Raw genomic sequence first — 26,296 nt, 5'->3', positions numbered from 1 at the left:
TAAAGTGCAGCGAGCGCGTTGTTATCTGTTAGGCGAAACGGCGGTCGTCCTGGAACTTGAACCGCCGATTACGCTGGCGAGCCAGAAACGCATCTGGCGTCTGACGCAGCGTCTGGTCGATATGCCGAACGTGGTGGAAGCCATTCCCGGGATGAACAATATCACCGTGATCTTGCGGGAACCGCAAACTCTGGCGCTGGATGCGATTGAGCGTCTGCAGCGCTGGTGGGAAGAGAGCGAGGCGCTGGAACCGGACTCGCGTTCGGTTGAGATCCCGGTGATCTATGGCGGCGCAGGCGGGCCGGATCTGGCGGCGGTGGCACGGCACAGCGGTTTGAGTGAAAAGCAGGTCGTGGAGCTACATGCCTCCGTTGAGTATGTCGTCTGGTTTTTAGGCTTTCAGCCCGGCTTTCCCTATCTTGGGAATTTACCAGAACCGCTCCATATGCCCAGACGCGCAGAGCCGCGCCTGCAGGTTCCGGCCGGTTCTGTCGGCATCGGCGGCGCGCAGACGGGGATTTATCCATTATCCACGCCGGGCGGCTGGCAGCTGATCGGCCTCACGCCGTTGAAGTTATTCGATCCGATGCGGGAGACCCCGGTTCTGCTACGCCCTGGCGATAGCGTACGCTTTGTGCCGCAAAAGGAGGGAATATGCTGAATATTATTCGCGCGGGGATTTACACCTCCGTGCAGGATAGCGGGCGTCACGGCTTTCGTCAGTCGGGGCTGAGTCACTGCGGTGCGCTGGATAAACCCGCCTTTCAGACCGCTAATCTCCTGGTCGGGAACGATGCGAATGCCCCGGCGCTGGAAATCACTCTCGGTCAACTGGTTGTCGAATTTGAAAATGAGACCTGGTTCGCTCTTACCGGCGCAGGCTGCGAGGCGCAGTTGGATGATCAACCGGTCTGGACCGGCTGGCGATTGCCGGTAAAAGCGGGTCAGCGTCTTACGCTGCATCGACCGCTTCACGGGATGCGTAGCTATCTGGCGGTGGCGGGCGGTATTGCTGTGCCGGAGGTGATGGGATCGTGTAGTACCGATCTGAAGTCCGGCATCGGTGGGCTGGAAGGACGGCTGCTAAAAGATGGCGATCGGCTGGCGACGGGTAAACCATCGCGACAGCTTAGCGGGCCGCAGGGCGTGAAGCAGTTACTGTGGGGGAATCGCATCCGTGCGCTACCGGGGCCGGAATACCGTGAGTTCGATCGCGCCTCGCAAGAAGCGTTCTGGCGTTCGCCGTGGCAGCTCAGTCCGCAAAGTAATCGCATGGGCTATCGTTTGCAGGGACAATCGTTAACGCGGACAACGGATCGCGAACTGCTGTCGCACGGTTTGCTGCCCGGTGTCGTGCAGGTGCCTTACAACGGCCAACCTATTGTGTTAATGAATGATGCCCAGACAACTGGCGGCTATCCGCGCATTGCCTGCATCATCGAGGCAGATATGTACCATCTGGCGCAGATCCCGCTAGAACAACCGATCCATTTTGTGCAATGTTCGCTGGAGGAGGCGCTCAACGCGCGCCGCGAGCGTCGGCGCTATCTGGAACAGCTTACCTGGCGACTTCAGCATGAACATTGATTTAAATGCGGATTTGGGCGAAGGTTGCGCCAGCGACAGCGAATTATTAACGCTGGTCTCCTCCGCTAATATCGCCTGTGGTTTTCACGCCGGTGATGCGCAAACCATGCTGACCTGCGTGCGCGAGGCGCTGAAAAACGGCGTGGCGATCGGCGCGCATCCCAGCTTTCCGGATCGGGATAATTTTGGGCGGACGGCGATGGTTTTGCCGCCGGAAACGGTATACGCCCAGACGCTGTACCAAATCGGCGCGCTGGGGGCGATTGTCCAGGCGCAAGGCGGCGTGATGCGCCATGTCAAACCGCACGGTATGCTCTATAACCAGGCGGCGAAAGATCCCCATCTGGCACAGGCGATTGCGAAAGCGGTACACGACTATGATCCGTCACTGATACTGGTTGGACTGGCGGGAAGTGAGCTGATCCGGGCCGGTGAACGCCATCGCCTGGTGACGCGGCAGGAGGTGTTTGCCGATCGCGGCTATCAGGCCGACGGTAGCCTGGTGCCGCGCATGCAACCTGGCGCGCTGATTCACGACGAAGAGCAGGCGCTGGCGCAAACGCTGGATATGGTACAAGCCGGGAGAGTGAAAAGCGTTACTGGCGTGTGGACGACTGTCACGGCGCAAACGGTGTGCATTCATGGCGACGGCGAGTATGCGCTTGCATTCGCACGCAGGCTACGCGCCGCGTTCAATGCGCGTAATGTACACGTTATTGCCTGAGAGCCCGACGATTGAAGCTATTATATTACGGCTGCTAAAAATTATCGTGTTCTGTTCTCTTAATGTCAGGAAGAGGGATTTATTCAATACTATATAAATCCCCTTATAATATATTATTTTAAAAATAACCAAGTGATGCTGTAATAGCCAGTATGATGAGCTTATTGCTGTTAGCAGCAGAGTTTTTGAAAATCACTATGATATTGTTAGCTATCGCCATCTAATCAAACCTCCGGGGCGGGTAAACTACCTGACTCTCTATTACCCCTTTCTGATTGATTTACCTCACGATAGCCTCATTTTTAGCATTTATATTCCTCGTCATGACAACTTATCAGGAGATTGAAGCCAGATTGATTCGCTGTTTCACTATCACGTCATGGATAGCGTGCCAGATTGCCAGCTATATGGATTTTAAGCTGTTTACGCATAGCAACTTTTTTAGCGAAAATTAAACTCATCTGATCAGTGATTTTTTAGTATATTACTCATTTTGTTATGATGGATTTGTTTTGTGAAAAGAAAATATCTTACGCAAGAAGAGATTGAAAAACTGCTGTCAGCGACCGACAGAATGCCCTTCCCGGAAAGAAACCGCTGCTTAATCCTGATGGCGTTTATTCACGGCTTCCGGGCCAGTGAGCTGCTGGGGCTGCGCTTGTCGGATATTGATCTTGCAGGAAGACAGCTTTATATCCGGCGCCTCAAAAATGGCTTTTCAACGTGTCACCCCCTCCTTCCCGATGAGTATAACGTACTGAAAAGCTGGCTCAGGGCCAGGAAGTATCTTGAGAAAGGGGCTGACGGAGACTGGCTGTTCCTGTCGCTACGACGGCATCCGCTCAGCAGGCAACAATTTTTTTACATACTTCGTGAGGCAGGGCGGTTGGCCGAATTAACGATAGCGCCACATCCTCATATGCTGCGACATGCCTGCGGCTACGCCCTTGCTGATAAAGGGATTGATACACGACTCATACAGGACTATCTGGGGCACAGGAATATCCAGCACACCGTAAGATACACCGCAAGTAACGCCGGGCGTTTTCATGGAATATGGCGAAAAAAACGTCGAGTATAACCGTACGTTCTGATTCATATTGTTAAATCACAGAGAAGTCTGTTCAGGGAAAGCTGATTTACATAATCAACATATAAATCAATAGATTACTGTATTTTCTATTTGTCATTTTGTACTCCGCACAGGGCAGAATTACCCTACGGCAGGAGCATGTACTACCAGGGGGACTGACGGCCTGTGCAGCCGAAAAGCAGAACCGGACAGGGTGTCAGAGAGCAGTGTTTAGATGGGGCCAGACGTCATTTTTCATACAGACATGGAATGGCTCCCGGTCCACGAAAGGGTGCGGACATGTTGTTTCCACAACACGAAGCTGCCGTTGCTGGCGCAGTGCCGGGTCGGCAATGGCCAGAGGAGAACAATCTGATGACGCAAGAATATGCGGAAATGTCCACCGGAAGGGGGGGGACCAGTAAGTGCCGGTACAGTATGGGCGCAAAAATATTTTTGCTCCTGCTGGCGGTCTCCACCGTCGCAGCGTTGTTCAGCCTGTACCAGGTTCTGACGTACTGATATGCAGACGTTAACCAGAGTACTGCCGCCTCTCCGGCTGATTATGTTTTGTCAGTCAGGCGAAAATCCTACGCAGTTTCCGGATACCGGCGGCCTTTGCGTGGAGGACTGCGTTCGTCTCAGGACACCAGAAGGGCTGCTGGATCGGTTGCGTCGGTGGCCCGGCGCGATGGTGATATCCGCCGGACGGCCATCAACCCAGCTTCTGCTGTGGCAACAGGTTTTTCTGCGTTATCCGCGGACAGTGGTTTTTTGCAGCAGTAACGCGTTTTTACCGGTTGACGTCAGCGTGGAAGGTTACTTCCGCCATCTGAGGCTGATTAAACGCGCCATGTCGGTAAGGGTTCTGGCCAGAATGGCTGAGCTTGCCATATGGTCATCACTACAGACATCGCCTTACGAGGAGGAGATGAAAAGCGCGTTGAGCGTGCCGGAGCTGGTGATGGAGATAAACAGCCGCACGCTGGTCAGGTTACTGTCAGAGCGTCTGCCAAAACAGGGACGGCGGGTGCTGGGATTACTGTTGTCAGGCTGTAGCCCGGAAATGACGGCCCGTATGCTGGGAACCGGCGTGAGGCAGGTCTGGCTCGCGGAGCAGACGCTGAAACAACGCTGGGATATCCCGACAGGAGTACCGCTATCTGATGCGGTAAGAATAAGGATACCGGACGTCGGTCCGGACATCAGTCAACAGAGTGGGTTGGTAAAAACTGGGGCCGGTAACGCACCGGATTTATGCTGACAGCATATTTACATCATGCCGCGCGGTATTCAGACCCATAATGTTGCGTTCTGAATGAGTTATCTTCACAAAATAAATATGGCAATCATCGTTGTCCGGAAATACCGCATAACGTGTAACATTAATGAATCTGTAATCAGTGCGAGGGTTTACGCGCTGTGGCGGTAGCGTGGAATTATCTGGATGCGTTGAGTAAATTTCACTTTACTCTTCTGATATAAATGAAAATGGTTCTGGATAAACTATCTAATATTATCTGTGTCTGCGAACAGAGTGACAAAAATAATGCAACGTAAAAAGATACTAATTGTAGGTGCGGGCCTTTCAGGCGCAGTAATAGCACGCCAGTTAGCCGAGCAGGGACATGTAGTCAATATTATTGATCAACGTTCGCATATCGGTAGTAACGCTTATGATGCCCGAGATGAGCACACGGGTATTATGGTGTACGTTTATGGTCCTCATATTTTTCATACTGATAATGAAACTGTATGGAATTATGTAAATAAATACGCTGAGATGATGCCTTATATCAATAAGGTTAAGGCCACAGTAAATGGTCAGGTATTTTCTCTACCTATCAATCTTCATACCATCAATCAATTTTTTGGTGTCGCCTGCTCACCTGATGACGCCAGGAAATTACTGCTTCAAAAATGTGATAGCACCATTCTGGAACCACAAAATTTTGAGCAACAGGCCTTGCGTTTCATTGGTAAAGAGTTATATGAAGCCTTTTTTAAAGGTTATACCATTAAACAATGGGGGCTTCATCCTTCCGCGTTACCCGCTTCTGTATTGAAACGTATCCCTGTTCGTTTTAATTATGATGATAACTATTTCAATCATAAGTTTCAGGGAATACCAAAATTTGGTTATACACAAATGGTCAAGTCCATTGTCGAACACGAAAATATCGCTGTTGAACTATGTCGCTCCTTCACTCAAGAAATGCGGACAAATTATGATCATGTTTTTTTCAGTGGCGCGCTGGATGCCTTTTACTCCTGTCAATATGGCCGACTGGAATATCGTACATTAGACTTTAAAAAAATAATTTGCCAGAGTGATTATCAAGGATGCGCAGTAATGAATTATTGTTCAATAGATACTCCTTATACTCGGATTACTGAGCACAAATATTTTTCTCCGTGGGAGAGACATGAAGCTTCAATATGTTATCAAGAATATAGTCGGGAATGTGAAGCTGGTGATATACCCTACTATCCTGTTCGCAGGGCAGATAAAATGGATTTACTGAATAAATATCTGTCGCGGGCTAAAAAAGAAAAAATATTACTTTCATTGGTCGTCTTGGCACTTATCGTTATCTCGATATGGACATCACGATAGCTGAAGCATTACAGACGGCGGACGTATACTTAACGTCGCTATATGAACAAAAAGAAATGCCAGCTTTTACAGTTACCGTTTGATGAAGTGTACAGCGCTAATCGTAACTTTTAATCGTCTTGAAAAATTAAAAAAAAGTGTGCGAGAGACTGTTAAGGCGGGTTTTTCCTCTATTGTTATCGTTAATAATGGCTCAAGCGACGGTACCAGGGAATGGCTTTCTTCATTAAGTGAACCTGGCATCACGATACTTAATCTTAAAGATAATCTTGGTGGTGCTGGCGGATTTAAAGTAGGTAGTCAATATATATGCTCATATAGTAATGCCGATTGGGTATTTTTTTATGATGATGATGCTTACCCGGAAATTAATATTTTAAAGCATTTCTCGTTATTAGATACATCAAGTTACCGTATATTTGCGTCGCGAGTTCAGGACACCTATGGGCGGTCTTGTCGGATGAATTTGCCTTTCATTAGGGTCCCATCTACGGTGTTTGAGACTATTTATTATGCGATGCGCCCAGAGAGGTTTTCTCCAGTAAGAACTCAGGTTACTGATGTTCAAACTGTGTCATTCGTTGGTATGATTATTGATCGAAAGGTATTGAATAACCATCTTAACGATATCTATGATGAACTTTTCCTTTATTATGATGATTTTTTCTTTGGTTATAAGCTAGTATTGTCCGGGCAGAAAATTCGTTACTCCCCAGAAATTAAATTTATTCATGATATCTCTATTCATGGAAGGTGTATCTGCCCCGAATGGAAAGTATATTATCTTTGTAGAAATTTGTTGCTGCTGAGAAAACTTTTACCCGTTCCCAGGATATTCAGTGTTCTTTCTATAGTATTACGCCTCTCTAAATATCTCGCCATATTACCATGGCAGCGTAAGAAATTTCGTTATCTATATTTTATCTGGCAGGGAATACTTCATGGACTTAAAGGTATTAGTGGGAAATATCATTAGCAGGACGAAGAGATGAAAAGGTTATGTTATTTTGTGAATTCAGACTGGTACTTTGATTTACACTGGACAGAACGTGCGATAGCGGCAAGGGATGCGGGTTATGAAATTCATATCATAAGTCATTTTATTGGTGAAGAGATTATAAAAAAATTCAAAACGCTTGGTTTTATTTGTCACAATGTGTCTCTTGTTGCTCAGTCATTTAATATGTTTGTTTTTTTTAGAGCATTCCTTAACGCTCGGAAAATTATTAAGGAGATTAATCCTGACTTATTGCATTGTATTACGCTCAAACCTTGCCTGATTGGTGGAGTTAGCGCCAGAAGAAGTAATAGTCCAGTTGTTATCAGCTTTGTCGGACTTGGTCGAATCTTTTTATATAATACCGTGCCAATGAGAATATTGCGTGCGTTAACCGTTTTGGTTTACAAATATATTGCCGGTAATAAGCGTGGTGTTTTTATTTTTGAACATGATAAAGATCGACGAAAAATATCGCGTTTAGTAGGTATTGATTATCATAAAACTATCGTTATCGAAGGTGCTGGAATTAACCCGGATATTTATAAATTCTCTATAGAGAAAAAACATGAGATACCGATAGTCCTTTTTGCAAGCCGAATGTTATGGAGTAAAGGTCTTGGCGATCTCATTGAAGCAAAAAAGATCCTCAGACAAAAAAATATTCATTTTGTTTTAAATGTTGCAGGTATATTGGCCGAGGACGATAAAGATGCTATCCCTTTGGAGCTCATTCATCACTGGCATAATGAAGGACTAATTAACTGGCTGGGACGCTCTTCGAATGTATATGAGCTTATTCAGAAATCGAATATCGTTGCATTGCCATCTATTTATCCGGAAGGAGTACCACGGCTTTTATTAGAGGCATCATCTGTAGGACGTGCATGTATTGCTTATGATACCGGCGGATGTGATAGCTTAATTATTCATAACTATAATGGGTTGATCGTGAAAAGTAATTCAGCTCAGGAGTTAGCGGTAGAATTAGAGTATTTGTTAAAAAATCCACAGATTCGCTTAGAGATGGGGGCGAATGGAAGAAAACGTGTAAAGGAATTGTTTTCCAGCATATTAGTCATTAATAAGACATTGCAAATTTATAAAGACACTATTGGTTGCTAACACCATAAAATGCTTATGAAGTAGGTCAGTGTTTAGATAAATAGTATGTAAATATTATAGAAAATAAATAAGTTATATTTTCATATCGTTAAAGAATAAGTTCTTCAGGTAAAGGTGACACGGAAACAATGAATGATTTGAAAGAAGCTCTGGCCAAGCACCAACTTTGGATTTCGCTAGGTTGGAATGATGTCCTGGGACGATACCGGCGATCGGTGTTAGGGCCTTTTTGGATAACGATTTCGATGGGAGTCACCATATCAGCAATGGGACCTCTTTACGGTTCGCTGTTCAGTTCTGGTTCCGAAAATTTTATCATGCATCTTACTTTAGGTATGATCTTTTGGGCCTTTCTATCAGCAACTATTAATGAATCATGTGGAATATTTAATGAGTCCGCATCAATTATTAAACAGTCTGACCTTCCGCTATATTTATATATATTACGTGTTTTCTATCGGCAGTTTATGATTATGTTGCATAATTTTATCATTATACCTTTCGTGATTTTTTTACCAATACATCGGTAAATCTTGATATTCTCCTTTTTATACCTGCAATTATAATAACATCCATCTCATTAATTTCTACAGGTATGATTCTCGCCATTTTTTGCACAAGATATCGTGATATGGGACCGGTTGTTCAAAGTGTAGTAACGTTGTGTTTTTTTATAACTCCCATCATTTGAACATCGGAACAATTACCAAAGGGAAGAAAGGAATTTGTTGATTATAATATTTTTTATTACTTTATGGAGATGCTCAGGAAACCATTAATGGGAACTGTACCAGATGTAACTATATGGTTTTACACAATAATAACCTCTATTATTATGTTGATGGTCTCAACCTTAGTGTTGACTAAATATCGCTCAAGAATCGTATACTGGTTATAATTAATGAAAATCTCTTGCAAAAACGTTGGCGTAATACTCCCTATATTTAACTCCAGCCACCGTTCATTTAAAAAAACTTTTTTACAGGCTGCTTCAGGTGGACGAATTGGCTCATCGAATACCGGGATTATTGAAGTAGAGGCATTAAAAAAAATTGATTTTACGCTTACCGAAGGTAACCGTCTTGCGCTTATCGGACACAATGGTTCGGGCAAAACAACTCTTCTGAGAGTACTTGCAGGGGCCTATAAACCAACTTCAGGGAAGTATGAATGTATTGGTCGAGTCACCAGCCTCATTGATCCCATGATGGGAATGGATGGTGAGCTTACCGGCCTGGAAAATATAAAACTGAGGGGACTATTTCTCGGTCTGTCAAAAAATGAAATAAAAAATATTACAGAAGATGTCATCGAGTTCAGCGAGTTAGGTGATTTTATTAAAATCCCCGTTAGAACGTATTCTAGTGGTATGGTTCTGAGGCTTGGTTTTTCTATTTCTACTGCAATTAATCCTGAAATTTTACTGATGGATGAATGGATGAGCGTGGGTGATAGTGATTTTAAAAGAAAAGCAGAGATGAGATTAAATAGCTTTATCTCTAAAGCGGGCATTATGGTAATGGCCACTCATGATGATGAACTGGCTAAATCTGTATGTAATAAGTTCATCAGGCTTGAGCACAGTGAGATAGTTAGCAAAGGTGGATTTTAATATTCTTATTGCAGTATTTATATCACTACGCGGTGAGAAATTTACTATTTTATAATAGCGTTACCCCAGATAATATAAATTTATAGGTTCGTTATGTATTTTTTACTTCAAAAAGTAATTTTACCAAACATTGATCTATGCACGGAAGAGCAGCTTTATTTCAGAACTCAGGGCGGGAAGTATAACTATACCTCACGTAACTTACTTGTTCCGCGTCATAAGGTTGCATATTTTGATACTTTTTTTAATGCATTCTCAATTAAGAAATGGAAAAAATATACAACCTTAACATCACTTTTTTTGCGGGTTAATATAATTGGTCGCGGAACTATAACTGTAAGGCATAAAGAGAATGGTGTCATTAGAGTATTAAAGCAAATTGATTTTAAATCGTCATGTAATATTAGTGATGAGATTGAGATTGAGATTGAGATTGATATATCAAAAATAAATTTTGGATATATCTATGTGGAGTGGCAATCAGACGAAGACTCTGTTTTAAATGGATTTTAATTTCTGACTAAAGATCATGTTAGTAAATCATCTATGGCTTTAGTTATAACAACTTATAATAGAAAAGAAGCTGTTAATTAATAAAACACTCTTAACCCAGAGCGAATTTAAAGATCGTTTTAAATTGATTGTCGTTAATAATGGCGAGGCGATTAATCACCCGTCAGGAAACGGCATTATAGTTATCAATAATGAAAACCTCGGTGGGTCAGGCGGGTTTATGAGAGGTTTGATAGAGGCAGGGAAAATCAACGATGTCAAACATGTCATATTTATGGATGACGACGGCTCATGTGAAATTGAATCGATTTGTCGAACTCATGCTTTTTTACTGATGGCTAAAGACAAAAATACAGTTGTTACTGGCTGTATGCTTTTTGAAGATAACCCGGCAATCATACATGAATCTGGTGCCATATGGCATAGAGATTTTTTACATTACCCGGATAAACATTATCTGGATGCTCGGGAAATAGATTCTTTAGATACTTTTGATAATGAAAGAAAAATAGGCTACGGTGGATGGTGGTTTTTTGCCTTTAATATTAACGCTATTGAATATTACTCATTTCCTTTCTTTGTTCGTGGTGATGACCTGCTATTTGGATATATGCATAAAAAACATAATATTGTCACACTTAATGGTGTGGCTTCGTGGCAAATGGATTTTGAAAGAAAAATATCGGTTCTAAATAGCTATTTGAACTTCAGGACTGTTGCTGTACCTGCATTAATTAGTAAAAGAAAGTTTGCTGCACTACTGTTAAGTGTTTTCTTTGTGCGGGAAGTCTTTCTTGCGAGTTTTTCATGCCGCTATGAACTTGCCAGAGCAATGATTATGTCATATAACGATTGTCTTTCTGGACGGGAGTTTTGGGAAGATAATGTAGATCTTCTGGAGATAAGAAAAAGAATTAATGCAATAACTCATAATGAAAAATTCAATGTAGAAGGTATTGATATTGTTAATGGTTGTGTTGATTACCCATGTTCTGGTAAAGAAAAAGCCATCTACAAATTTTTTAGATGCATAACCCTTAATGGACACTTAATTCCAGCTTTCTTTTTAATTAAAAAACCAATCCTGGTTGATTATCGTCATTATCACCCTACTAAGTTTTCATTCCGGAGAATTACTATCTATCATTTAAATATAGAAAATGGCAAATTATTAAAACTTACCCACTCAAAAATGGAGTTTTTTAAAGTTATTATTAATGGTTTGTTTACGGCAGTCAAAAATTTTTATCGGTTTAAATCTGCAAAAAAAGAGATGAAAAATAGTTTGCCCTATCTTACCTCAAAGCTCTTTTGGTATAAAAAATTCAATAAAAAATCTGAAGATAAATATTAAACATGATGTAAGTGGTGTTGATGAGAATTATACCGATTTTTTAATTATATGACTATGATAATCTTAGGTATGGTTCTGTTGCTACACCTTATCTGGTGTCAGTCTAATAAAATATTATAATCCTTACCCAATGTCAGCATTCATTCATAGGGTGTTAATTTTTATATATACCGTAAAACGCGAAATCAGAATATGGAAAAGAGTCTTTTAGTTATTGTCCGACATAAACCTGGGCGTACTCGTCTATTAATGCGGGCCTTGCAATCCATTAATGACCAGACGTTCAAAAAAATAAATATTATCATTTTCTGCATGGAGGAAGAATTGAAATGTCACAATGTGGATGATTTTTATCTGAAAGAACTGTCAAATATATATAGTGTTATCTACGACGAAAACTGTATCTTTAATGCTATTAAGATGTCTGAATCTAATTATTTATGCTTTATGGATGATGACGATTCCTGGGCCCCTGAATATGTGTCAAGGCTACTCAGTGTTTTGGCGAATATACAGTCAACGTATTCATCTGTAAATGCAATAGCATGCCATACAAATAAAGTTGCTGAGATTGCGGAAAATAATAGAATAATTATAAATTCAACGCAACCATGGAACCACTATTTAAATGCTGGCCCTGTTAGTTTTGATGTTATTTATTACAGGAATTCTATTCCACTATCCTCGTGTTTATTCGATAAAAATTCTGTTATCGATGTGATTGAAAGTCATAAATTATCCTCTCCTGCATTTTTCTGGCCTTTTTTTATTCATTATCTGGCAGAAAATGATGTTTGGATCTTACCTGAAGCACTGGCATTTTATCATTTCAGAGAAAATGATGACTTTGAATTTGGCAATTATACCGTAATTAACAATGAGTTATTTGATATAGAGTGCAAAATTGCAGAAAATAAAATGATGAGAAGTATTGATGACTCATCATTGCTCAATGTGTTACTTTCAAATATTGCTAACAATAGTCTTTTTCATAAAATTTCTTATATTGAAAATAAGATTAAATAAAATATGGATATGAACTTTAAAAAATACAAGACCGTAAGCTTTGATATCTTTGATACATTGGTTAGCCGGAGGATTTACCGTCCCAGAGATTTGTTTTCATTAATGCAATCAACTTTAGCAACTGAGAAATTTTTTATATCAGCGTACGAGATTGGTATTATTGATAATTTCCCAGAGATAAGAGTTCAGGCGGAAGTAAGTGCCAGAGAGAATAGGGTCAGGCGTTTTGGCGGCGAGCCGGAAATACTTATATCTGAAATATACGATGAAATTTTAAAAAAGCATCCGCAGCTTTCACCAGCGACAGTAAAAAAGATAATCGATCTGGAAATACAAATGGAGAAGATTGTTTTATATAAAAATGCGCGTGGAAGCTGTTTGTTTGAAAAGGCTATTAGTGATGGTTGCAAAGTCATTTTAATTAGTGATATGTACCTTCCATCAGCAATATTAAAGGAGTTGTTAACATCATGTGGCTATGATATCAGTAACATTCCAGTTTATTCATCTGGCGAAGAGCGGTACTCTAAAAATAGTGGTAAATTATTTTCAATAGTCAAGAAAAATGAAAATGTAGATATTGCATCGTGGATACATGTTGGCGATAATGTTCATGCTGATATTCTGAATGCTAAAAAACTCGGCATAAATACTCTCCATGCTGATTGGTCAGAGTATAATCATGGGATATCTAATCATTGGAAAGCTAAAGATATTATGGGTGAATCTATTTGTAAGTCTTTATTACTTAAACAAGTGTCTGCTTTCCATCTACTTTAAAACGGCCTGTGAAGGTTTTAAAAATATAGCACTTATCGATGTAGGATGGATGGGTAATATTCAATCAGTATTTGCTCGTTCTTTAGGTGCGCAATGGGCAGAAAAACAAATACATGGGTTTTATTTGGCAACTTTTGCTGGCGCCAATGATAACCGATCTATTTATAATAAGATGTTTGGTTATCTAACCAACTATGGCCATCCCCACGATAAGTGTGATCTTTTCTTATCAGGAGGGGTGGAAATAATGGAGTTCGCTATGGCTGATAATACTGGGTCAACAATTGGCTATAAAAAAACGGATAATGGAATAATTCCTGTACGTGAAGATAGCAGTGGTTCTGAAATTGAGTATTTAAAAAAAGCGGCAAGATTGCAATCAGGGATTATTTCTTTTTTTGAGTACGTCAAACCGCTCATACAAAAAGGAAATTATGCAGCACTTAGTAGTGTTGTATTGTCAGAACCTTTTTTTGAATTGATAGCCAGACCCTCAAGCGCTCAACTGGACGCCTTATCTTCCCTCACACATTCAGAGTCCGCGGGATCTAACGCAGAAAGAATCGTGCTAGCCAAAAAACTGCCTTTAAAGGATAAACTTTTTCCCGGAGAAAATTATATCAAAGAGTTGAATGCCAGTTATTGGAAAGAAGGCTTTAAAAGGCTCAACAGAAAAAAATTTTGGGCAAAATATAACTAAGCGTCATTTAATTTCGGTAGGCAGACAATCATTATTAGGCGCTCGCCCGACAAGGGCTGAGTCGATTATGCCCTGGCGCGATCACGTTAACCCTGACGGGGAAGTGGTCTCGTGCTGCGATAATGTTATTATCACTGGATACCACCGCCTGTTTGTCCATCCGCTGTGGATATTCATTATGGCGTTCGATGTGCATTCCAGACAGTCAGAGGCGGGGTAGTCCATTAATCAACTGTTAACAAAGGATATTATCATGCCTGAAGGCCCGGAAATTCGTCGTGCGGCGGATAATCTGGAGGCGGCAATCAAAGGCAAACCCTTAACCGATGTCTGGTTTGCCTTTGCACAGTTAAAACCGTATGAATCGCAGCTTACCGGTCAACTTGTTACCCGGATAGAGACGCGGGGAAAAGCGTTATTGACCCACTTTTCAAATGGCCTGACGCTCTACAGCCACAACCAACTCTATGGCGTATGGCGGGTGATCGACACCGGTGAAATACCGCAGACCACGCGTATATTACGCGTCAGGCTACAAACGGCGGATAAAATTATTCTGCTTTATAGCGCGTCTGATATCGAAATGCTGACAGCAGAGCAGCTCATGACGCACCCTTTTTTACAGCGAGTCGGTCCGGATGTGTTGGACGCGCGTCTTACTCCGGAAGAGGTTAAAGCTCGATTGCTGTCGCCGCGTTTTCGCAACCGACAATTTTCCGGGCTGTTGCTGGATCAGTCCTTTCTGGCGGGACTGGGGAATTATCTGCGCGTTGAAATCCTCTGGCAGGTAGGATTAACCGGACAGCATAAAGCGAAAGATCTCAACGAGGCGCAACTGAATGCGCTTTCTCACGCGCTGTTGGATATTCCGCGCCTTTCCTACACGACTCGCGGTCAGGCGGATGAGAACAAGCATCATGGCGCACTGTTTCGCTTTAAGGTTTTCCACCGTGACGGTGAAGCGTGCGAGCGGTGCGGCGGCATTATTGAAAAGACAACACTTTCCTCACGCCCGTTTTACTGGTGCGCGCATTGCCAGAAATAGCCGGAACCGCCATCGGCGAGCGGCTATTGTCTGATGGCGCGACGCTTATCAGCCCTACAAAGGTTGTTTGGGCGCATAGGTTGATATAAAACGGGCCACTGCTGGCCCAGTTAACAGAATGCTGAACAGCCGTAGGGTTTGCATTGCCATGATGAGCGCCATATCGGCACTGCTTCCTGCCGCGATCGCGGCAACCGTATCCAGACCCCCGGGACTGGTGGCGAGATAAGCCGTCATAAAATCAATCTGCATGTAGTAAGCCATTCCCCACGCCATCGCGGCGCAAATCGCCATCAGCGCGAAAATTGACAATAAGATTTGCGGCAATGGCCGCAGCGCCATAAAAAACACCTGTCTGTCAAAACCCAGCCCAATACGCCAGCCTATCGCCATATACGCCACGGCCAGCAGCCATTCGGGTAATTCAATTTCAATGATGCCTTGCGAATGGAGAAGCGCGCCTGCCAACATGGGGAGCAGCATCGTGCCGGAAGGGATACGCATCAGGCGACCGGCAATGCCCGCCACGATCGCTAATAGCAGCGTCGTCAATAAATTACCGCTAAGCGGCGGAAACCAGACCACCTGTTGGCTGACCGTTGCCGCGCTGTCGCCGAGTATCAGGCGTGTCACCAGCACCGCCGCGCCAGCCACAAACAGTACCCGTAGATACTGCATAAACGCCACCAGGCGGATATCCGCCCCGTAATCTTGCGCCATCGCTACCATTGCCGCCGCGCCGCCCGGCGAAGACCCCCATGCGCCGGTGTTGCCGGGCAGCGAGCTGTAACGTACCAGCAGCCAGCCGACTACCGCGCTGGAAAGCAGCGTCACCAGCAACACAAAAAGCACGACCGGCCAGTAGAGGGCGAGGGTGGTCAATATCGAACCGGTTAGATTTTGGGCGATCATACAGCCGAGAATCGCCTGCGCGGCGAGAAAAATACCGCGAGGAAGTTGTAGCGTGCTACCTCGCAAACTCAACACGATACCCGCAATCATTGGACCAAGCAGCATCGCCGCCGGAAGGTGCAGATAGAGAAAAATAAGGGAAATGAGCAGCGATAACAGGAACAACAAAAACCACTGCAAAATCGGCATTCCATGCTCCCTGAATGATATTTAGCGAAACCTTAATTAATCATAGAGAGTAACGGGGTAAGAATAAAATAATGAGGATAAGAAAAAAGGGAAAATGTACCGGATGGCGAGGGTTGCGTCGCCATCCGGTTGTCAATTAACGCTTCAGCGCCGATTTAAAATCGCGTTTATCGTAGCCGGTATACAGCTGACGAGGACGGGCGATTTTCATGCCGTCAGTGTGCATTTCATTCCAGTGTGCAATCCAGCCAACGGTACGCGCCATGGCGAAGATCACGGTGAACATAGAGGACGGAATGCCCATCGCTTTCAGAATGATGCCGGAGTAGAAGTCTACGTTCGGGTACAGTTTCTTCTCGATGAAGTACGGGTCGTTGAGCGCAATGTGCTCAAGCCCCATCGCCACTTCCAGCAGATCGTCTTTGGTGCCCAGCTCTTTCAGCACTTCGTGGCAGGTTTCACGCATCACGGTGGCGCGCGGATCGTAGTTTTTGTAAACACGGTGACCGAAGCCCATCAGGCGGAAAGAATCATTCTTGTCTTTCGCACGGCGAACAAATTCCGGAATGTGTTTAACAGAGCTGATTTCTTCCAGCATTTTCAGCGCGGCTTCGTTGGCGCCGCCGTGCGCGGGTCCCCACAGGGAGGCGATCCCGGCGGCAATGCAGGCGAACGGGTTGGCGCCGCTTGAACCTGCGGTACGTACCGTTGACGTAGAGGCGTTCTGCTCATGGTCAGCGTGCAGGATCAGAATACGGTCCATCGCGCGCTCCAGTACCGGATTCACTTCATAGGTTTCACACGGCGTGGAGAACATCATGTTCAGGAAGTTACCGGCGTAGGAAAGGTCGTTGCGCGGATAAACAAACGGCTGACCGATTGAATATTTGTAACACATCGCCGCCATGGTCGGCATTTTGGACAGCAGGCGGAACGCCGCGATTTCACGGTGGCGCGGATTGTTCACATCCAGCGAGTCGTGGTAGAACGCCGCCAGCGCGCCAGTGATCCCGCACATTACCGCCATCGGATGTGAGTCGCGACGGAAAGCATGGAACAGGCGAGTGATTTGCTCATGGATCATCGTATGGCGGGTGACTGTCGTTCTGAACTCGTCATACTCTTCCTGCGTCGGTTTTTCGCCGTACAGCAGGATGTAACAGACTTCCAGATAGTTGGAATCGGTAGCAAGCTGGTCAATCGGGAAACCGCGATGCAACAAAATGCCTTCGTCGCCGTCGATGAAGGTGATTTTAGATTCGCAGGATGCGGTAGAGGTGAAACCAGGGTCAAAAGTAAAAACTCCTTTTGAACCGAGACTACGAATATCAATAACATCTTGACCGAGTGTGCCTTTTAGCACATCCAGTTCAATAGCAGTGTCACCAGTAAGGGTGATTTTTGCCTTTGTATCAGCCATTTACGGTCTCCTTAGCGCCTTATTGCTTAAGACTGCCGGAACTCAGACTTGCCTTCTCCACGTCATCTTCCTCGTCGTTAGTGCAGGGAAAATTCTGTGTATGCATCAATCAACCGTTACCAGTTTGTTATTTGGCTCGCCGCTCTGTGAAAGAGGGGATGACCTGGGTACAGAGCAATGGGCGTTTGCAGGTAACGGCTTGATTAATTTCGAATTAGCAGCAAATCAGGAACGTAGCAATCCGAGTAATGTAACCTGTCTATCACTAATAACTGTCCTGAAAGAATGGGTCAATATCATTGTACTGTTACATAACTTATTAACAGGTGAAAGAGTGACCCCATAACTTTTACGCATTATATGCTTTTTCTGGTGTTGTTTGTAACAATTTTGTTTAATGTTTGTCAAATCAGATGATTGAAAATTAAAAAAATGTTGTTATCGTGACCTGTGTCACTGTTCAGGATAAAACCCGACAAACTATATGTAGGTTAATTGTAATGATTTTGTGAACGTCCTATACTGCCGCCAGGTCTCCGGAATACCCTGCAATCCCGAGCCACCCAGCGTTGTAACGTGTCGTTTTAGCTACTGGAAGCAGTGTTTTACATGACGCGCAGTTATAGAAAGGACGCTGTCTGACCCGCACGCAGACCGGAGGAAGGAAATCCCGTCGTCTTTCTGGCTACAGGTAGATTCACCTCTGTAACCGAAGTCTTAAGGGAATAATAAGAACAGCATGTGGGCGTTATTCATGATAAGAAATGTGAAAAAACAAAGACCTGTCAATCTGGATCTACAAACGATTCGGTTCCCCATCACAGCGATAGCGTCCATTCTCCATCGCGTATCCGGTGTGATTACTTTCATCGCCGTCGGCATACTACTGTGGCTACTGGGCACCAGCCTCTCTTCTCCGGAAGGATTCCAGCAGGCCGCCGACATCATGGACGGCTTCATCGTTAAATTTATCATGTGGGGCATCCTTACCGCGCTGGCGTATCACGTCATCGTGGGAATTCGTCACATGTTAATGGATTTTGGCTATCTGGAAGAAACATTCGAAGCGGGTCAACGCTCTGCCAAAATCTCTTTTGTTATCACTGTCGTGCTTTCACTTCTCGCAGGAGTCCTCGTATGGTAAGCAACGCCTCCGCATTAGGACGCAATGGCGTACATGACTTCATCCTGGTCCGTGCTACCGCTATCGTTCTGACGTTATACATCATCTACATGGTGGGTTTTTTCGCCACGAGCGGCGAACTGACCTTTGAAGCCTGGACCGGTTTCTTCTCATCGGCCTTCACCAAAGTCTTCACTCTGCTGGCGCTTTTTTCCATCTTAATTCATGCCTGGATCGGCATGTGGCAGGTGTTAACCGACTACGTTAAACCACTGGCAGTGCGTCTGATACTGCAACTCGTTATTGTTGTTGCGCTGGTGGTTTACGTCATCTATGGATTTGTTGTGGTGTGGGGTGTGTAATGAAACTGCCAGTCAGAGAATTTGATGCTGTTGTGATTGGTGCCGGTGGCGCAGGTATGCGCGCGGCGCTGCAAATTTCCCAGAGCGGCCAAACCTGTGCGCTGCTCTCGAAAGTCTTCCCGACCCGTTCCCATACCGTTTCCGCGCAGGGCGGTATCACCGTGGCGCTCGGCAATACCCATGAAGATAACTGGGAATGGCACATGTACGACACCGTAAAAGGGTCGGACTACATTGGTGACCAGGATGCCATCGAATATATGTGTAAGACCGGACCGGAAGCGATTCTGGAACTGGAGCACATGGGGCTACCGTTCTCCCGTCTTGATGATGGACGTATCTATCAGCGCCCGTTCGGCGGCCAGTCGAAAAACTTTGGCGGCGAGCAGGCGGCACGTACCGCGGCGGCGGCTGACCGTACCGGTCACGCCTTGCTACATACGCTGTATCAACAGAATTTGAAAAACCACACCACGATTTTCTCCGAATGGTATGCGCTGGATCTGGTGAAAAACCAGGATGGCGCGGTGGTGGGGTGTACCGCACTGTGCATCGAAACCTGTGAAGTGGTGTACTTCAAAGCTCGCGCGACGGTGCTGGCGACCGGCGGCGCAGGCCGTATCTACCAGTCCACCACCAACGCTCATATCAATACCGGTGACGGTGTCGGTATGGCGCTGCGTGCCGGTGTCCCGGTGCAGGATATGGAAATGTGGCAGTTCCACCCGACCGGCATCGCCGGGGCGGGCGTGCTGGTGACAGAAGGCTGCCGCGGCGAAGGCGGTTACCTGCTGAACAAACACGGCGAGCGCTTTATGGAGTGTTATGCGCCGAACGCCAAAGACCTTGCGGGTCGTGACGTGGTGGCGCGTTCCATCATGATCGAAATCCGTGAAGGTCGCGGCTGTGATGGTCCGTGGGGGCCGCACGCTAAACTGAAACTGGATCATCTGGGTAAAGAGGTGCTGGAATCTCGCCTGCCGGGTATCCTGGAGCTGTCCCGCACTTTCGCTCACGTCGATCCGGTGAAAGAGCCGATTCCGGTTATCCCGACCTGCCACTACATGATGGGCGGTATTCCGACTAAAGTGACCGGTCAGGCGCTGACCGTGAACGAGCAGGGCGAAGACGTGGTGATTCCGGGGCTGTTTGCGGTAGGCGAAATCGCCTGTGTATCGGTTCACGGCGCCAACCGTCTGGGCGGTAACTCACTGCTGGATCTGGTGGTCTTTGGCCGCGCGGCGGGGCTGCATTTACAGGAATCCATCGCCGAGCAGGGCGTGCTGCGCGACGCCAGCGAGTCTGACGTTGAAGGTTCTCTGGATCGCCTGAATCGCTGGAACAATAACCGCAATGGCGAAGATCCGGTGGCTATCCGCAAAGCATTGCAGGAGTGTATGCAGCATAACTTCTCCGTATTCCGTGAAGGCGACGCGATGGCGAAAGGGCTTGAGCAGTTGAAAGTGATCCGCGAGCGTCTGAAAAACGCCCGTCTGGATGACACGTCCAGCGAGTTTAATACCCAGCGTGTTGAGTGTCTGGAGCTGGATAACCTGATGGAAACCGCCTACGCCACTGCCGTATCAGCCAACTTCCGGACGGAAAGCCGCGGCGCGCATAGCCGCTTCGATTTCCCGGAGCGTGATGATGCCAACTGGTTGTGTCATACCCTGTATCAGCCGCAAACGGAATCCATGACGCGCCGAAGCGTCAATATGGAACCGAAACTGCGTCCGGCGTTCCCGCCGAAGATTCGTACTTATTAATTGCGGAGACAGGATGATGAAACTCGAATTTTCGATTTATCGTTATAACCCGGATGTCGATAACGCTCCGCGTATGCAGGATTACACCCTGGAAGGCGAAGAAGGGCGCGACATGATGCTGCTGGATGCGTTAATCCAGCTTAAAGAAAAAGATCCCAGCCTTTCTTTCCGCCGTTCCTGCCGCGAAGGTGTGTGTGGTTCTGATGGTTTGAATATGAACGGTAAGAATGGTCTGGCCTGTATTACTCCTATTTCGGCGCTGACTCAGTCGGGTAAGAAGATTGTGATTCGCCCGCTGCCCGGTTTGCCGGTGATCCGCGATTTGGTGGTAGACATGGGGCAATTCTACGCACAATATGAGAAGATTAAGCCTTACTTATTGAATAATGGGCAAAATCCACCGGCACGTGAGCATTTACAGATGCCGGAGCAGCGTGAAAAACTCGATGGGCTGTATGAATGTATTCTTTGCGCCTGTTGCTCAACATCCTGCCCGTCATTCTGGTGGAACCCGGATAAGTTTATCGGTCCGGCGGGGCTGCTCGCGGCGTATCGATTCCTGATCGATAGTCGTGATACCGAGACTGACAGTCGTCTGGAAGGGATGAGCGATGCATTCAGCGTATTCCGCTGTCACAGCATTATGAACTGCGTCAGTGTATGTCCTAAGGGACTGAACCCGACGCGCGCTATCGGCCATATTAAGTCGATGCTGTTGCAGCGTAGCGCGTAAGTAGTTGTAGTGGTTGCCGGATGGCGACGTACCGTCTTATCCGGCCTACGGGTTACGTATTCTGTAGGCCTGATAAGCCAGGTGCCATCGGGCAATAGAAGTGCAGGAAACCTCTAAAAACTGCCATATGATTAGTAATAATCGAGATGTTCAGAGCGAGACAAGGCGCGGTCTGAACGAATCTTCGGGAGCATAGTTAACTATGTGACCGGAGTGAGCGAAGGCCGCAACGCAGTCGTAGCCTGAACAGCGAAGATTATTAGACAGTTTTTAAAGGTTCCTTAGCGGACGCAGATGACACGACAGTCCGCAACAAGTGAACCCCGGCACGCATACAGCGTATGCGTGGTTAGTATCCACGGCGAAATACTCGTCATAGTTCACGTTGCATGTGCGTTGGCTGCACTTGCTCACCCCAGTCACTTACTGGATGTAAGCTCCCAGGGATTCGCAAGCTTGCCGCCTTCCTGAAACGTGACCTATTTAGAGTATTAAATAAGCAGAAAAGATGCTTAAGGGATCACGATGCAGAACAGCGCTTTGAAAGCCTGGTTGGACTCTTCTTACCTCTCTGGTTCGAATCAGAGCTGGATAGAACAGCTCTATGAAGACTTCTTAACCGATCCTGACTCGGTAGACGCTAACTGGCGTTTGACGTTCCAGCAGTTACCTGGTACCGGAGTCAAACCGGATCAACTCCATTCAAAAACACGTGAATATTTCCGGCGGCAGGCGTTGGCTGGCTCACGTCACTCTTCTACGATTTCCGACCCTGACACCAATGTGAAGCAGGTTAAAGTCCTGCAGCTTATCAACGCTTATCGTTTCCGTGGCCATCAGCATGCAAACCTCGATCCGCTGGGACTGTGGAAACAAGAACGCGTGGCGGATCTGGACCCTTCTTTCCATGATTTGACCGAGGCCGATTTCCAGGAAACCTTCAATGTCGGCTCCTTTGCCAGCGGCAAAGAGACGATGAAGCTGGGGGAGCTGCTCGACGCGCTCAAACAGACCTACTGCGGCCCGATTGGCGCTGAGTATATGCACATCACCAGCACCGAAGAGAAACGCTGGATCCAACAGCGCATCGAATCCGGTCGTGCGGCCTTTAGCGCTGACGAGAAAAAACGCTTCCTGAACGAACTGACCGCCGCTGAAGGGCTGGAACGTTATCTGGGCGCCAAATTCCCGGGTGCGAAACGTTTCTCGCTCGAGGGGGGAGATGCGCTGATACCTATGCTGAAAGAGATGGTTCGCCATGCGGGTAACAGCGGCACTCGCGAAGTGGTGCTGGGGATGGCGCACCGCGGTCGTCTGAACGTGCTGATCAACGTACTGGGTAAAAAACCGCAGGATCTGTTCGACGAGTTTGCCGGTAAACATAAAGAACATCTGGGTACCGGCGACGTGAAGTATCACATGGGCTTCTCGTCAGATATCGAAACTGAAGGCGGTCTGGTTCACCTGGCGCTGGCGTTTAACCCATCGCATCTGGAAATTGTGAGCCCGGTGGTGATGGGCTCCGTGCGCGCCCGTCTGGACCGACTGGACGAACCGAGCAGTAATAAAGTGCTGCCGATCACTATTCACGGCGACGCCGCGGTGACCGGCCAGGGCGTGGTTCAGGAAACCCTGAACATGTCGAAAGCGCGCGGTTACGAAGTGGGCGGTACGGTACGTATCGTTATCAACAACCAGGTGGGCTTCACTACCTCTAACCCACTGGATGCGCGTTCAACGCCTTACTGCACCGATATCGGTAAAATGGTCCAGGCGCCGATTTTCCACGTCAATGCGGACGATCCGGAAGCCGTCGCTTTTGTGACCCGTCTGGCGCTGGACTTCCGTAATACCTTTAAACGCGATGTGTTCATCGATCTGGTGTGCTACCGCCGTCACGGCCACAACGAAGCCGACGAGCCAAGCGCAACCCAGCCGCTGATGTACCAGAAAATCAAAAAGCATCCGACGCCGCGTAAAATCTACGCCGACAAGCTGGAAGCTGATAAGGTCGCAACGCTGGAAGATGCCACCGAAATGGTCAACCTCTATCGCGATGCGCTGGATGCAGGCGAATGCGTGGTGAAAGAGTGGCGTCCGATGAATATGCACTCGTTCACCTGGTCGCCGTATCTAAACCACGAATGGGATGAAGCATACCCGAACAAGGTAGAAATGAAGCGTCTGCAGGAGCTGGCAAAACGTATCAGCACCGTGCCGGAAGCCATTGAAATGCAGTCTCGCGTGGCGAAAATTTATGGCGACCGTCAGGCAATGGCGGCAGGCGAGAAATTGTTTGACTGGGGCGGCGCGGAAAATCTGGCTTACGCCACGCTGGTCGATGAAGGCATTCCGGTGCGCCTGTCCGGGGAAGACTCCGGTCGCGGCACCTTCTTCCATCGTCATGCGGTGATCCACAACCAGACGAACGGCTCAACGTATACGCCGTTGCAGCATATTCACAGCGGTCAGGGACAGTTTAAAGTCTGGGACTCCGTGCTGTCTGAAGAAGCGGTACTGGCTTTTGAATACGGTTATGCCACGGCGGAACCACGTACCCTGACTATCTGGGAAGCGCAGTTTGGCGATTTTGCCAACGGCGCGCAGGTAGTGATTGACCAGTTCATCTCCTCTGGCGAGCAGAAATGGGGCCGGATGTGCGGTCTGGTGATGCTGTTGCCGCACGGCTATGAAGGGCAGGGGCCGGAGCACTCCTCCGCGCGTCTGGAACGTTATCTGCAACTTTGCGCCGAGCAGAATATGCAGGTTTGCGTACCGTCCACTCCGGCGCAGGTCTACCATATGCTGCGCCGTCAGGCGCTGCGCGGGATGCGTCGTCCGCTGGTGGTGATGTCGCCGAAATCGCTGCTGCGTCACCCGCTGGCGGTTTCCACGCTTGATGAACTGGCGAACGGTTCCTTCCAGCCGGCCATTGGCGAAATTGACGAGCTGGACCCTAAAGCCGTAAAACGCGTGGTAATGTGTTCTGGTAAGGTTTATTACGACCTGCTGGAACAACGTCGCAAAAACGACCAGAAAGATGTCGCTATCGTGCGCATCGAACAGCTCTATCCGTTCCCGCATAAAGCGGTGCAGGAAGCGCTGCAACCATACGCTCACGTCCATGATTTTGTCTGGTGCCAGGAAGAGCCGCTCAACCAGGGCGCATGGTACTGCAGTCAGCATCATTTCCGTGAAGTGATTCCGTTTGGGGCCGCTCTGCGTTATGCAGGTCGCCCGGCCTCCGCCTCTCCGGCGGTAGGGTATATGTCCGTTCACCAGAAACAGCAACAAGATCTGGTTAATGACGCGCTGAACGTCGATTAAATAAAGGATAAATAATGAGTAGCGTAGATATTCTTGTTCCCGACCTGCCTGAGTCCGTAGCGGACGCGACCGTCGCCACCTGGCATAAAAAACCGGGCGATGCGGTTGTTCGTGACGAAGTGCTGGTAGAAATCGAAACTGACAAAGTGGTACTGGAAGTACCGGCATCAGCGGACGGCATTCTGGATGCGGTTCTGGAAGAAGAGGGGACGACTGTCACCTCTCGCCAGATCCTGGGTCGCCTGCGTGAAGGCAACAGCGCGGGTAAAGAGACCAGCGCGAAATCTGAAGAGAAAGCGTCTACGCCGGCACAGCGCCAGCAGGCGTCGCTGGAAGAACAAAACAACGATGCGCTCAGCCCGGCGATCCGTCGCCTGCTGGCTGAACACAATCTGGAAGCCAGCGCCATTAAAGGCACTGGTGTGGGTGGGCGTCTGACCCGTGAAGATGTGGAAAAACATCTGGCGAAAGGCGAGTCTAAAGCACCCGCTGTTGAACCTGCAGCACAACCCGCTCTGGGCGCGCGCGGCGAAAAACGCGTGCCAATGACCCGCCTGCGTAAGCGCGTGGCCGAGCGTCTGCTGGAAGCGAAAAATTCCACCGCCATGCTGACGACCTTCAATGAAGTCAACATGAAGCCGATTATGGATTTGCGTAAGCAGTATGGCGAAGTGTTTGAAAAACGTCATGGTATCCGCCTGGGCTTTATGTCCTTCTACGTGAAAGCGGTAGTGGAAGCGCTGAAGCGTTATCCGGAAGTGAACGCCTCTATCGACGGCGATGACGTGGTGTATCACAACTACTTTGATGTGAGCATGGCGGTGTCTACGCCGCGCGGCCTGGTCACGCCGGTCCTGCGTGACGTGGATACGCTGGGCATGGCTGACATCGAGAAAAAAATTAAAGAACTGGCTGTCAAAGGCCGCGACGGCAAGCTGACCGTAGAAGACCTGACCGGCGGTAACTTTACCATTACCAACGGCGGCGTATTCGGTTCGCTGATGTCTACCCCGATCATCAACCCGCCGCAGAGCGCGATTCTGGGAATGCATGCTATTAAAGACAGGCCGATGGCGGTGGATGGCAAGGTGGAAATCCTGCCGATGATGTACCTGGCGCTCTCTTACGATCATCGCCTGATCGATGGTCGCGAATCCGTGGGCTTCCTGGTCACCATCAAAGAGTTGCTGGAAGATCCGACCCGTCTGCTGTTGGACGTGTAGTCAGCAAGAGCATCACCTGCTACCTGTAGGCCGGATAAGGCGTTCACGCCGCCATCCGGCGATGGTGTAATGCCTGATGGCGCGCAGCT

The 26,296-nt window shown here is 47.2% G+C and carries 22 protein-coding genes and 4 pseudogenes; 24 read left to right on the top strand and 2 right to left on the bottom strand.

Annotated elements, in window-relative coordinates:
• Nucleotides 1-4 precede the first annotated feature (4 nt).
• The 17 genes and pseudogenes from pxpB (at nucleotide 5) to nei (ending at nucleotide 15,152) form a co-directional block, all read left to right on the top strand.
• Nucleotides 5-661 carry a 5-oxoprolinase subunit PxpB gene (gene pxpB, locus AAYN39_RS04830; RefSeq protein WP_001188373.1) on the top strand — a complete coding sequence of 219 codons (657 nt, stop codon included), beginning with the start codon at nucleotides 5-7 and terminating at the stop codon, nucleotides 659-661.
• Nucleotides 655-1,587, top strand: a complete 933-nt coding sequence (gene pxpC, locus AAYN39_RS04825) for a 5-oxoprolinase subunit PxpC (protein ID WP_000932048.1) — start codon at nucleotides 655-657, stop codon at nucleotides 1,585-1,587. Before pxpB ends, pxpC begins: the two co-directional genes overlap by 7 nt.
• On the top strand, nucleotides 1,577-2,311 hold the full coding sequence (pxpA, locus tag AAYN39_RS04820) for a 5-oxoprolinase subunit PxpA (RefSeq protein ID WP_001017910.1): 735 nt from the start codon (nucleotides 1,577-1,579) through the stop codon (nucleotides 2,309-2,311). The genes pxpC and pxpA overlap by 11 nt, the downstream gene beginning before the upstream one ends.
• Before the next feature lie 323 nt (nucleotides 2,312-2,634).
• The gene (locus AAYN39_RS04815) at nucleotides 2,635-2,766 is read left to right on the top strand and encodes a hypothetical protein (RefSeq protein ID WP_001521652.1); all 132 of its coding nucleotides are present in this window, start codon (nucleotides 2,635-2,637) and stop codon (nucleotides 2,764-2,766) included.
• Between the two features lie 59 nt (nucleotides 2,767-2,825).
• Nucleotides 2,826-3,392: a tyrosine-type DNA invertase gene (locus AAYN39_RS04810; RefSeq protein ID WP_000824704.1), complete on the top strand. Its 567-nt coding sequence runs from the start codon at nucleotides 2,826-2,828 to the stop codon at nucleotides 3,390-3,392.
• Between the two features lie 177 nt (nucleotides 3,393-3,569).
• On the top strand, nucleotides 3,570-3,905 hold the full coding sequence (locus AAYN39_RS04805) for a hypothetical protein (protein WP_010989127.1): 336 nt from the start codon (nucleotides 3,570-3,572) through the stop codon (nucleotides 3,903-3,905).
• 1 nt (nucleotide 3,906) lies between these two features.
• On the top strand, nucleotides 3,907-4,647 hold the full coding sequence (locus AAYN39_RS04800; RefSeq protein ID WP_001194239.1) for a hypothetical protein: 741 nt from the start codon (nucleotides 3,907-3,909) through the stop codon (nucleotides 4,645-4,647).
• A 285-nt stretch (nucleotides 4,648-4,932) separates the two neighbouring features.
• Nucleotides 4,933-6,083 (top strand): annotated as a pseudogene (gene glf, locus AAYN39_RS04795) (UDP-galactopyranose mutase).
• Complete coding sequence (locus AAYN39_RS04790) at nucleotides 6,080-6,976, top strand: glycosyltransferase (RefSeq protein WP_000973923.1); 897 nt, start codon at nucleotides 6,080-6,082, stop codon at nucleotides 6,974-6,976. The pseudogene glf and the gene AAYN39_RS04790 overlap by 4 nt, the downstream one beginning before the upstream one ends.
• A 12-nt stretch (nucleotides 6,977-6,988) precedes the next feature.
• Entirely contained in the window at nucleotides 6,989-8,122 is a 1,134-nt protein-coding gene (locus AAYN39_RS04785) for a glycosyltransferase family 4 protein (protein ID WP_000824901.1), read from the top strand.
• A gap of 128 nt (nucleotides 8,123-8,250) precedes the next feature.
• Nucleotides 8,251-9,020 (top strand): annotated as a pseudogene (locus tag AAYN39_RS04780) (ABC transporter permease).
• 3 nt (nucleotides 9,021-9,023) lie between these two features.
• A complete protein-coding gene (locus AAYN39_RS04775; RefSeq protein WP_000702850.1) occupies nucleotides 9,024-9,734 on the top strand; it encodes an ABC transporter ATP-binding protein in 711 nt (236 codons plus the stop codon).
• A 93-nt stretch (nucleotides 9,735-9,827) separates the two neighbouring features.
• Nucleotides 9,828-11,601: pseudogene (locus tag AAYN39_RS04770) on the top strand (glycosyltransferase family 2 protein).
• A 192-nt stretch (nucleotides 11,602-11,793) separates the two neighbouring features.
• Nucleotides 11,794-12,627: a glycosyltransferase family A protein gene (locus AAYN39_RS04765; RefSeq protein ID WP_001800477.1), complete on the top strand. Its 834-nt coding sequence runs from the start codon at nucleotides 11,794-11,796 to the stop codon at nucleotides 12,625-12,627.
• A gap of 57 nt (nucleotides 12,628-12,684) precedes the next feature.
• A pseudogene (locus tag AAYN39_RS04760) lies at nucleotides 12,685-14,107 on the top strand (glycosyl transferase).
• A 67-nt stretch (nucleotides 14,108-14,174) separates the two neighbouring features.
• Complete coding sequence (locus tag AAYN39_RS04755; protein ID WP_010989129.1) at nucleotides 14,175-14,327, top strand: hypothetical protein; 153 nt, start codon at nucleotides 14,175-14,177, stop codon at nucleotides 14,325-14,327.
• Nucleotides 14,328-14,360: 33 nt separating this feature from the next.
• Nucleotides 14,361-15,152 (top strand): endonuclease VIII, encoded by a 792-nt coding sequence (nei, locus tag AAYN39_RS04750; protein ID WP_001113965.1) that lies wholly within the window; start codon nucleotides 14,361-14,363, stop codon nucleotides 15,150-15,152.
• 54 nt (nucleotides 15,153-15,206) lie between these two features.
• Here nei and AAYN39_RS04745 read toward each other — a convergent pair whose 3' ends face one another.
• Entirely contained in the window at nucleotides 15,207-16,253 is a 1,047-nt protein-coding gene (locus tag AAYN39_RS04745) for an AbrB family transcriptional regulator (RefSeq protein ID WP_001122050.1), read from the bottom strand.
• Between the two features lie 136 nt (nucleotides 16,254-16,389).
• A complete protein-coding gene (locus AAYN39_RS04740) occupies nucleotides 16,390-17,673 on the bottom strand; it encodes a citrate synthase (RefSeq protein WP_000785816.1) in 1,284 nt (427 codons plus the stop codon).
• 100 nt (nucleotides 17,674-17,773) lie between these two features.
• Between AAYN39_RS04740 and AAYN39_RS04735 the strand changes: the two genes are divergently transcribed.
• The 7 genes from AAYN39_RS04735 to odhB all read left to right on the top strand — a co-directional run bounded on the left by AAYN39_RS04735 (nucleotide 17,774) and on the right by odhB (nucleotide 26,207).
• Nucleotides 17,774-18,019, top strand: a complete 246-nt coding sequence (locus AAYN39_RS04735; protein ID WP_010989130.1) for a hypothetical protein — start codon at nucleotides 17,774-17,776, stop codon at nucleotides 18,017-18,019.
• A 393-nt stretch (nucleotides 18,020-18,412) separates the two neighbouring features.
• On the top strand, nucleotides 18,413-18,817 hold the full coding sequence (gene sdhC / locus AAYN39_RS04730) for a succinate dehydrogenase cytochrome b556 subunit (RefSeq protein WP_000263340.1): 405 nt from the start codon (nucleotides 18,413-18,415) through the stop codon (nucleotides 18,815-18,817).
• Nucleotides 18,811-19,158, top strand: a complete 348-nt coding sequence (gene sdhD, locus AAYN39_RS04725; protein WP_000254356.1) for a succinate dehydrogenase membrane anchor subunit — start codon at nucleotides 18,811-18,813, stop codon at nucleotides 19,156-19,158. The genes sdhC and sdhD overlap by 7 nt, the downstream gene beginning before the upstream one ends.
• The gene (sdhA, locus tag AAYN39_RS04720) at nucleotides 19,158-20,924 is read left to right on the top strand and encodes a succinate dehydrogenase flavoprotein subunit (protein WP_000775523.1); all 1,767 of its coding nucleotides are present in this window, start codon (nucleotides 19,158-19,160) and stop codon (nucleotides 20,922-20,924) included. The genes sdhD and sdhA overlap by 1 nt, the downstream gene beginning before the upstream one ends.
• A gap of 16 nt (nucleotides 20,925-20,940) precedes the next feature.
• Nucleotides 20,941-21,657 carry a succinate dehydrogenase iron-sulfur subunit SdhB gene (gene sdhB, locus AAYN39_RS04715; protein ID WP_001764104.1) on the top strand — a complete coding sequence of 239 codons (717 nt, stop codon included), beginning with the start codon at nucleotides 20,941-20,943 and terminating at the stop codon, nucleotides 21,655-21,657.
• A gap of 525 nt (nucleotides 21,658-22,182) precedes the next feature.
• On the top strand, nucleotides 22,183-24,984 hold the full coding sequence (gene sucA, locus AAYN39_RS04710; RefSeq protein ID WP_001181500.1) for a 2-oxoglutarate dehydrogenase E1 component: 2,802 nt from the start codon (nucleotides 22,183-22,185) through the stop codon (nucleotides 24,982-24,984).
• 14 nt (nucleotides 24,985-24,998) lie between these two features.
• On the top strand, nucleotides 24,999-26,207 hold the full coding sequence (gene odhB / locus AAYN39_RS04705) for a 2-oxoglutarate dehydrogenase complex dihydrolipoyllysine-residue succinyltransferase (protein WP_000099858.1): 1,209 nt from the start codon (nucleotides 24,999-25,001) through the stop codon (nucleotides 26,205-26,207).
• The last annotated feature ends 89 nt before the right edge of the window (nucleotides 26,208-26,296 follow it).

The sequence above is a fragment of the Salmonella sp. K21076 genome (genome assembly GCF_039650795.1).
GTDB lineage: Bacteria > Pseudomonadota > Gammaproteobacteria > Enterobacterales > Enterobacteriaceae > Salmonella > Salmonella enterica.
The sequence above is the reverse complement of the archived record's forward strand: the minus strand, read 5'-3'. Positions and strand labels throughout refer to the sequence as shown.

Coding starts and splice junctions, on each gene's coding strand:
- sucA (WP_001181500.1), top strand. CDS start 22,183: ATGCAGAACAGCGCTTTGAAAGCCTGGTTGGACTCTTCTTACCTCTCT.
- odhB (WP_000099858.1), top strand. CDS start 24,999: ATGAGTAGCGTAGATATTCTTGTTCCCGACCTGCCTGAGTCCGTAGCG.
- AAYN39_RS04815 (WP_001521652.1), top strand. CDS start 2,635: ATGACAACTTATCAGGAGATTGAAGCCAGATTGATTCGCTGTTTCACT.
- sdhC (WP_000263340.1), top strand. CDS start 18,413: ATGTGGGCGTTATTCATGATAAGAAATGTGAAAAAACAAAGACCTGTC.
- AAYN39_RS04775 (WP_000702850.1), top strand. CDS start 9,024: ATGAAAATCTCTTGCAAAAACGTTGGCGTAATACTCCCTATATTTAAC.
- sdhD (WP_000254356.1), top strand. CDS start 18,811: ATGGTAAGCAACGCCTCCGCATTAGGACGCAATGGCGTACATGACTTC.
- nei (WP_001113965.1), top strand. CDS start 14,361: ATGCCTGAAGGCCCGGAAATTCGTCGTGCGGCGGATAATCTGGAGGCG.
- sdhB (WP_001764104.1), top strand. CDS start 20,941: ATGAAACTCGAATTTTCGATTTATCGTTATAACCCGGATGTCGATAAC.
- AAYN39_RS04735 (WP_010989130.1), top strand. CDS start 17,774: ATGCATCAATCAACCGTTACCAGTTTGTTATTTGGCTCGCCGCTCTGT.
- pxpC (WP_000932048.1), top strand. CDS start 655: ATGCTGAATATTATTCGCGCGGGGATTTACACCTCCGTGCAGGATAGC.
- AAYN39_RS04745 (WP_001122050.1), bottom strand. CDS start 16,253: ATGCCGATTTTGCAGTGGTTTTTGTTGTTCCTGTTATCGCTGCTCATT.
- AAYN39_RS04765 (WP_001800477.1), top strand. CDS start 11,794: ATGGAAAAGAGTCTTTTAGTTATTGTCCGACATAAACCTGGGCGTACT.
- AAYN39_RS04740 (WP_000785816.1), bottom strand. CDS start 17,673: ATGGCTGATACAAAGGCAAAAATCACCCTTACTGGTGACACTGCTATT.
- AAYN39_RS04785 (WP_000824901.1), top strand. CDS start 6,989: ATGAAAAGGTTATGTTATTTTGTGAATTCAGACTGGTACTTTGATTTA.
- pxpA (WP_001017910.1), top strand. CDS start 1,577: ATGAACATTGATTTAAATGCGGATTTGGGCGAAGGTTGCGCCAGCGAC.
- sdhA (WP_000775523.1), top strand. CDS start 19,158: ATGAAACTGCCAGTCAGAGAATTTGATGCTGTTGTGATTGGTGCCGGT.
- AAYN39_RS04800 (WP_001194239.1), top strand. CDS start 3,907: ATGCAGACGTTAACCAGAGTACTGCCGCCTCTCCGGCTGATTATGTTT.
- AAYN39_RS04755 (WP_010989129.1), top strand. CDS start 14,175: ATGCCCTGGCGCGATCACGTTAACCCTGACGGGGAAGTGGTCTCGTGC.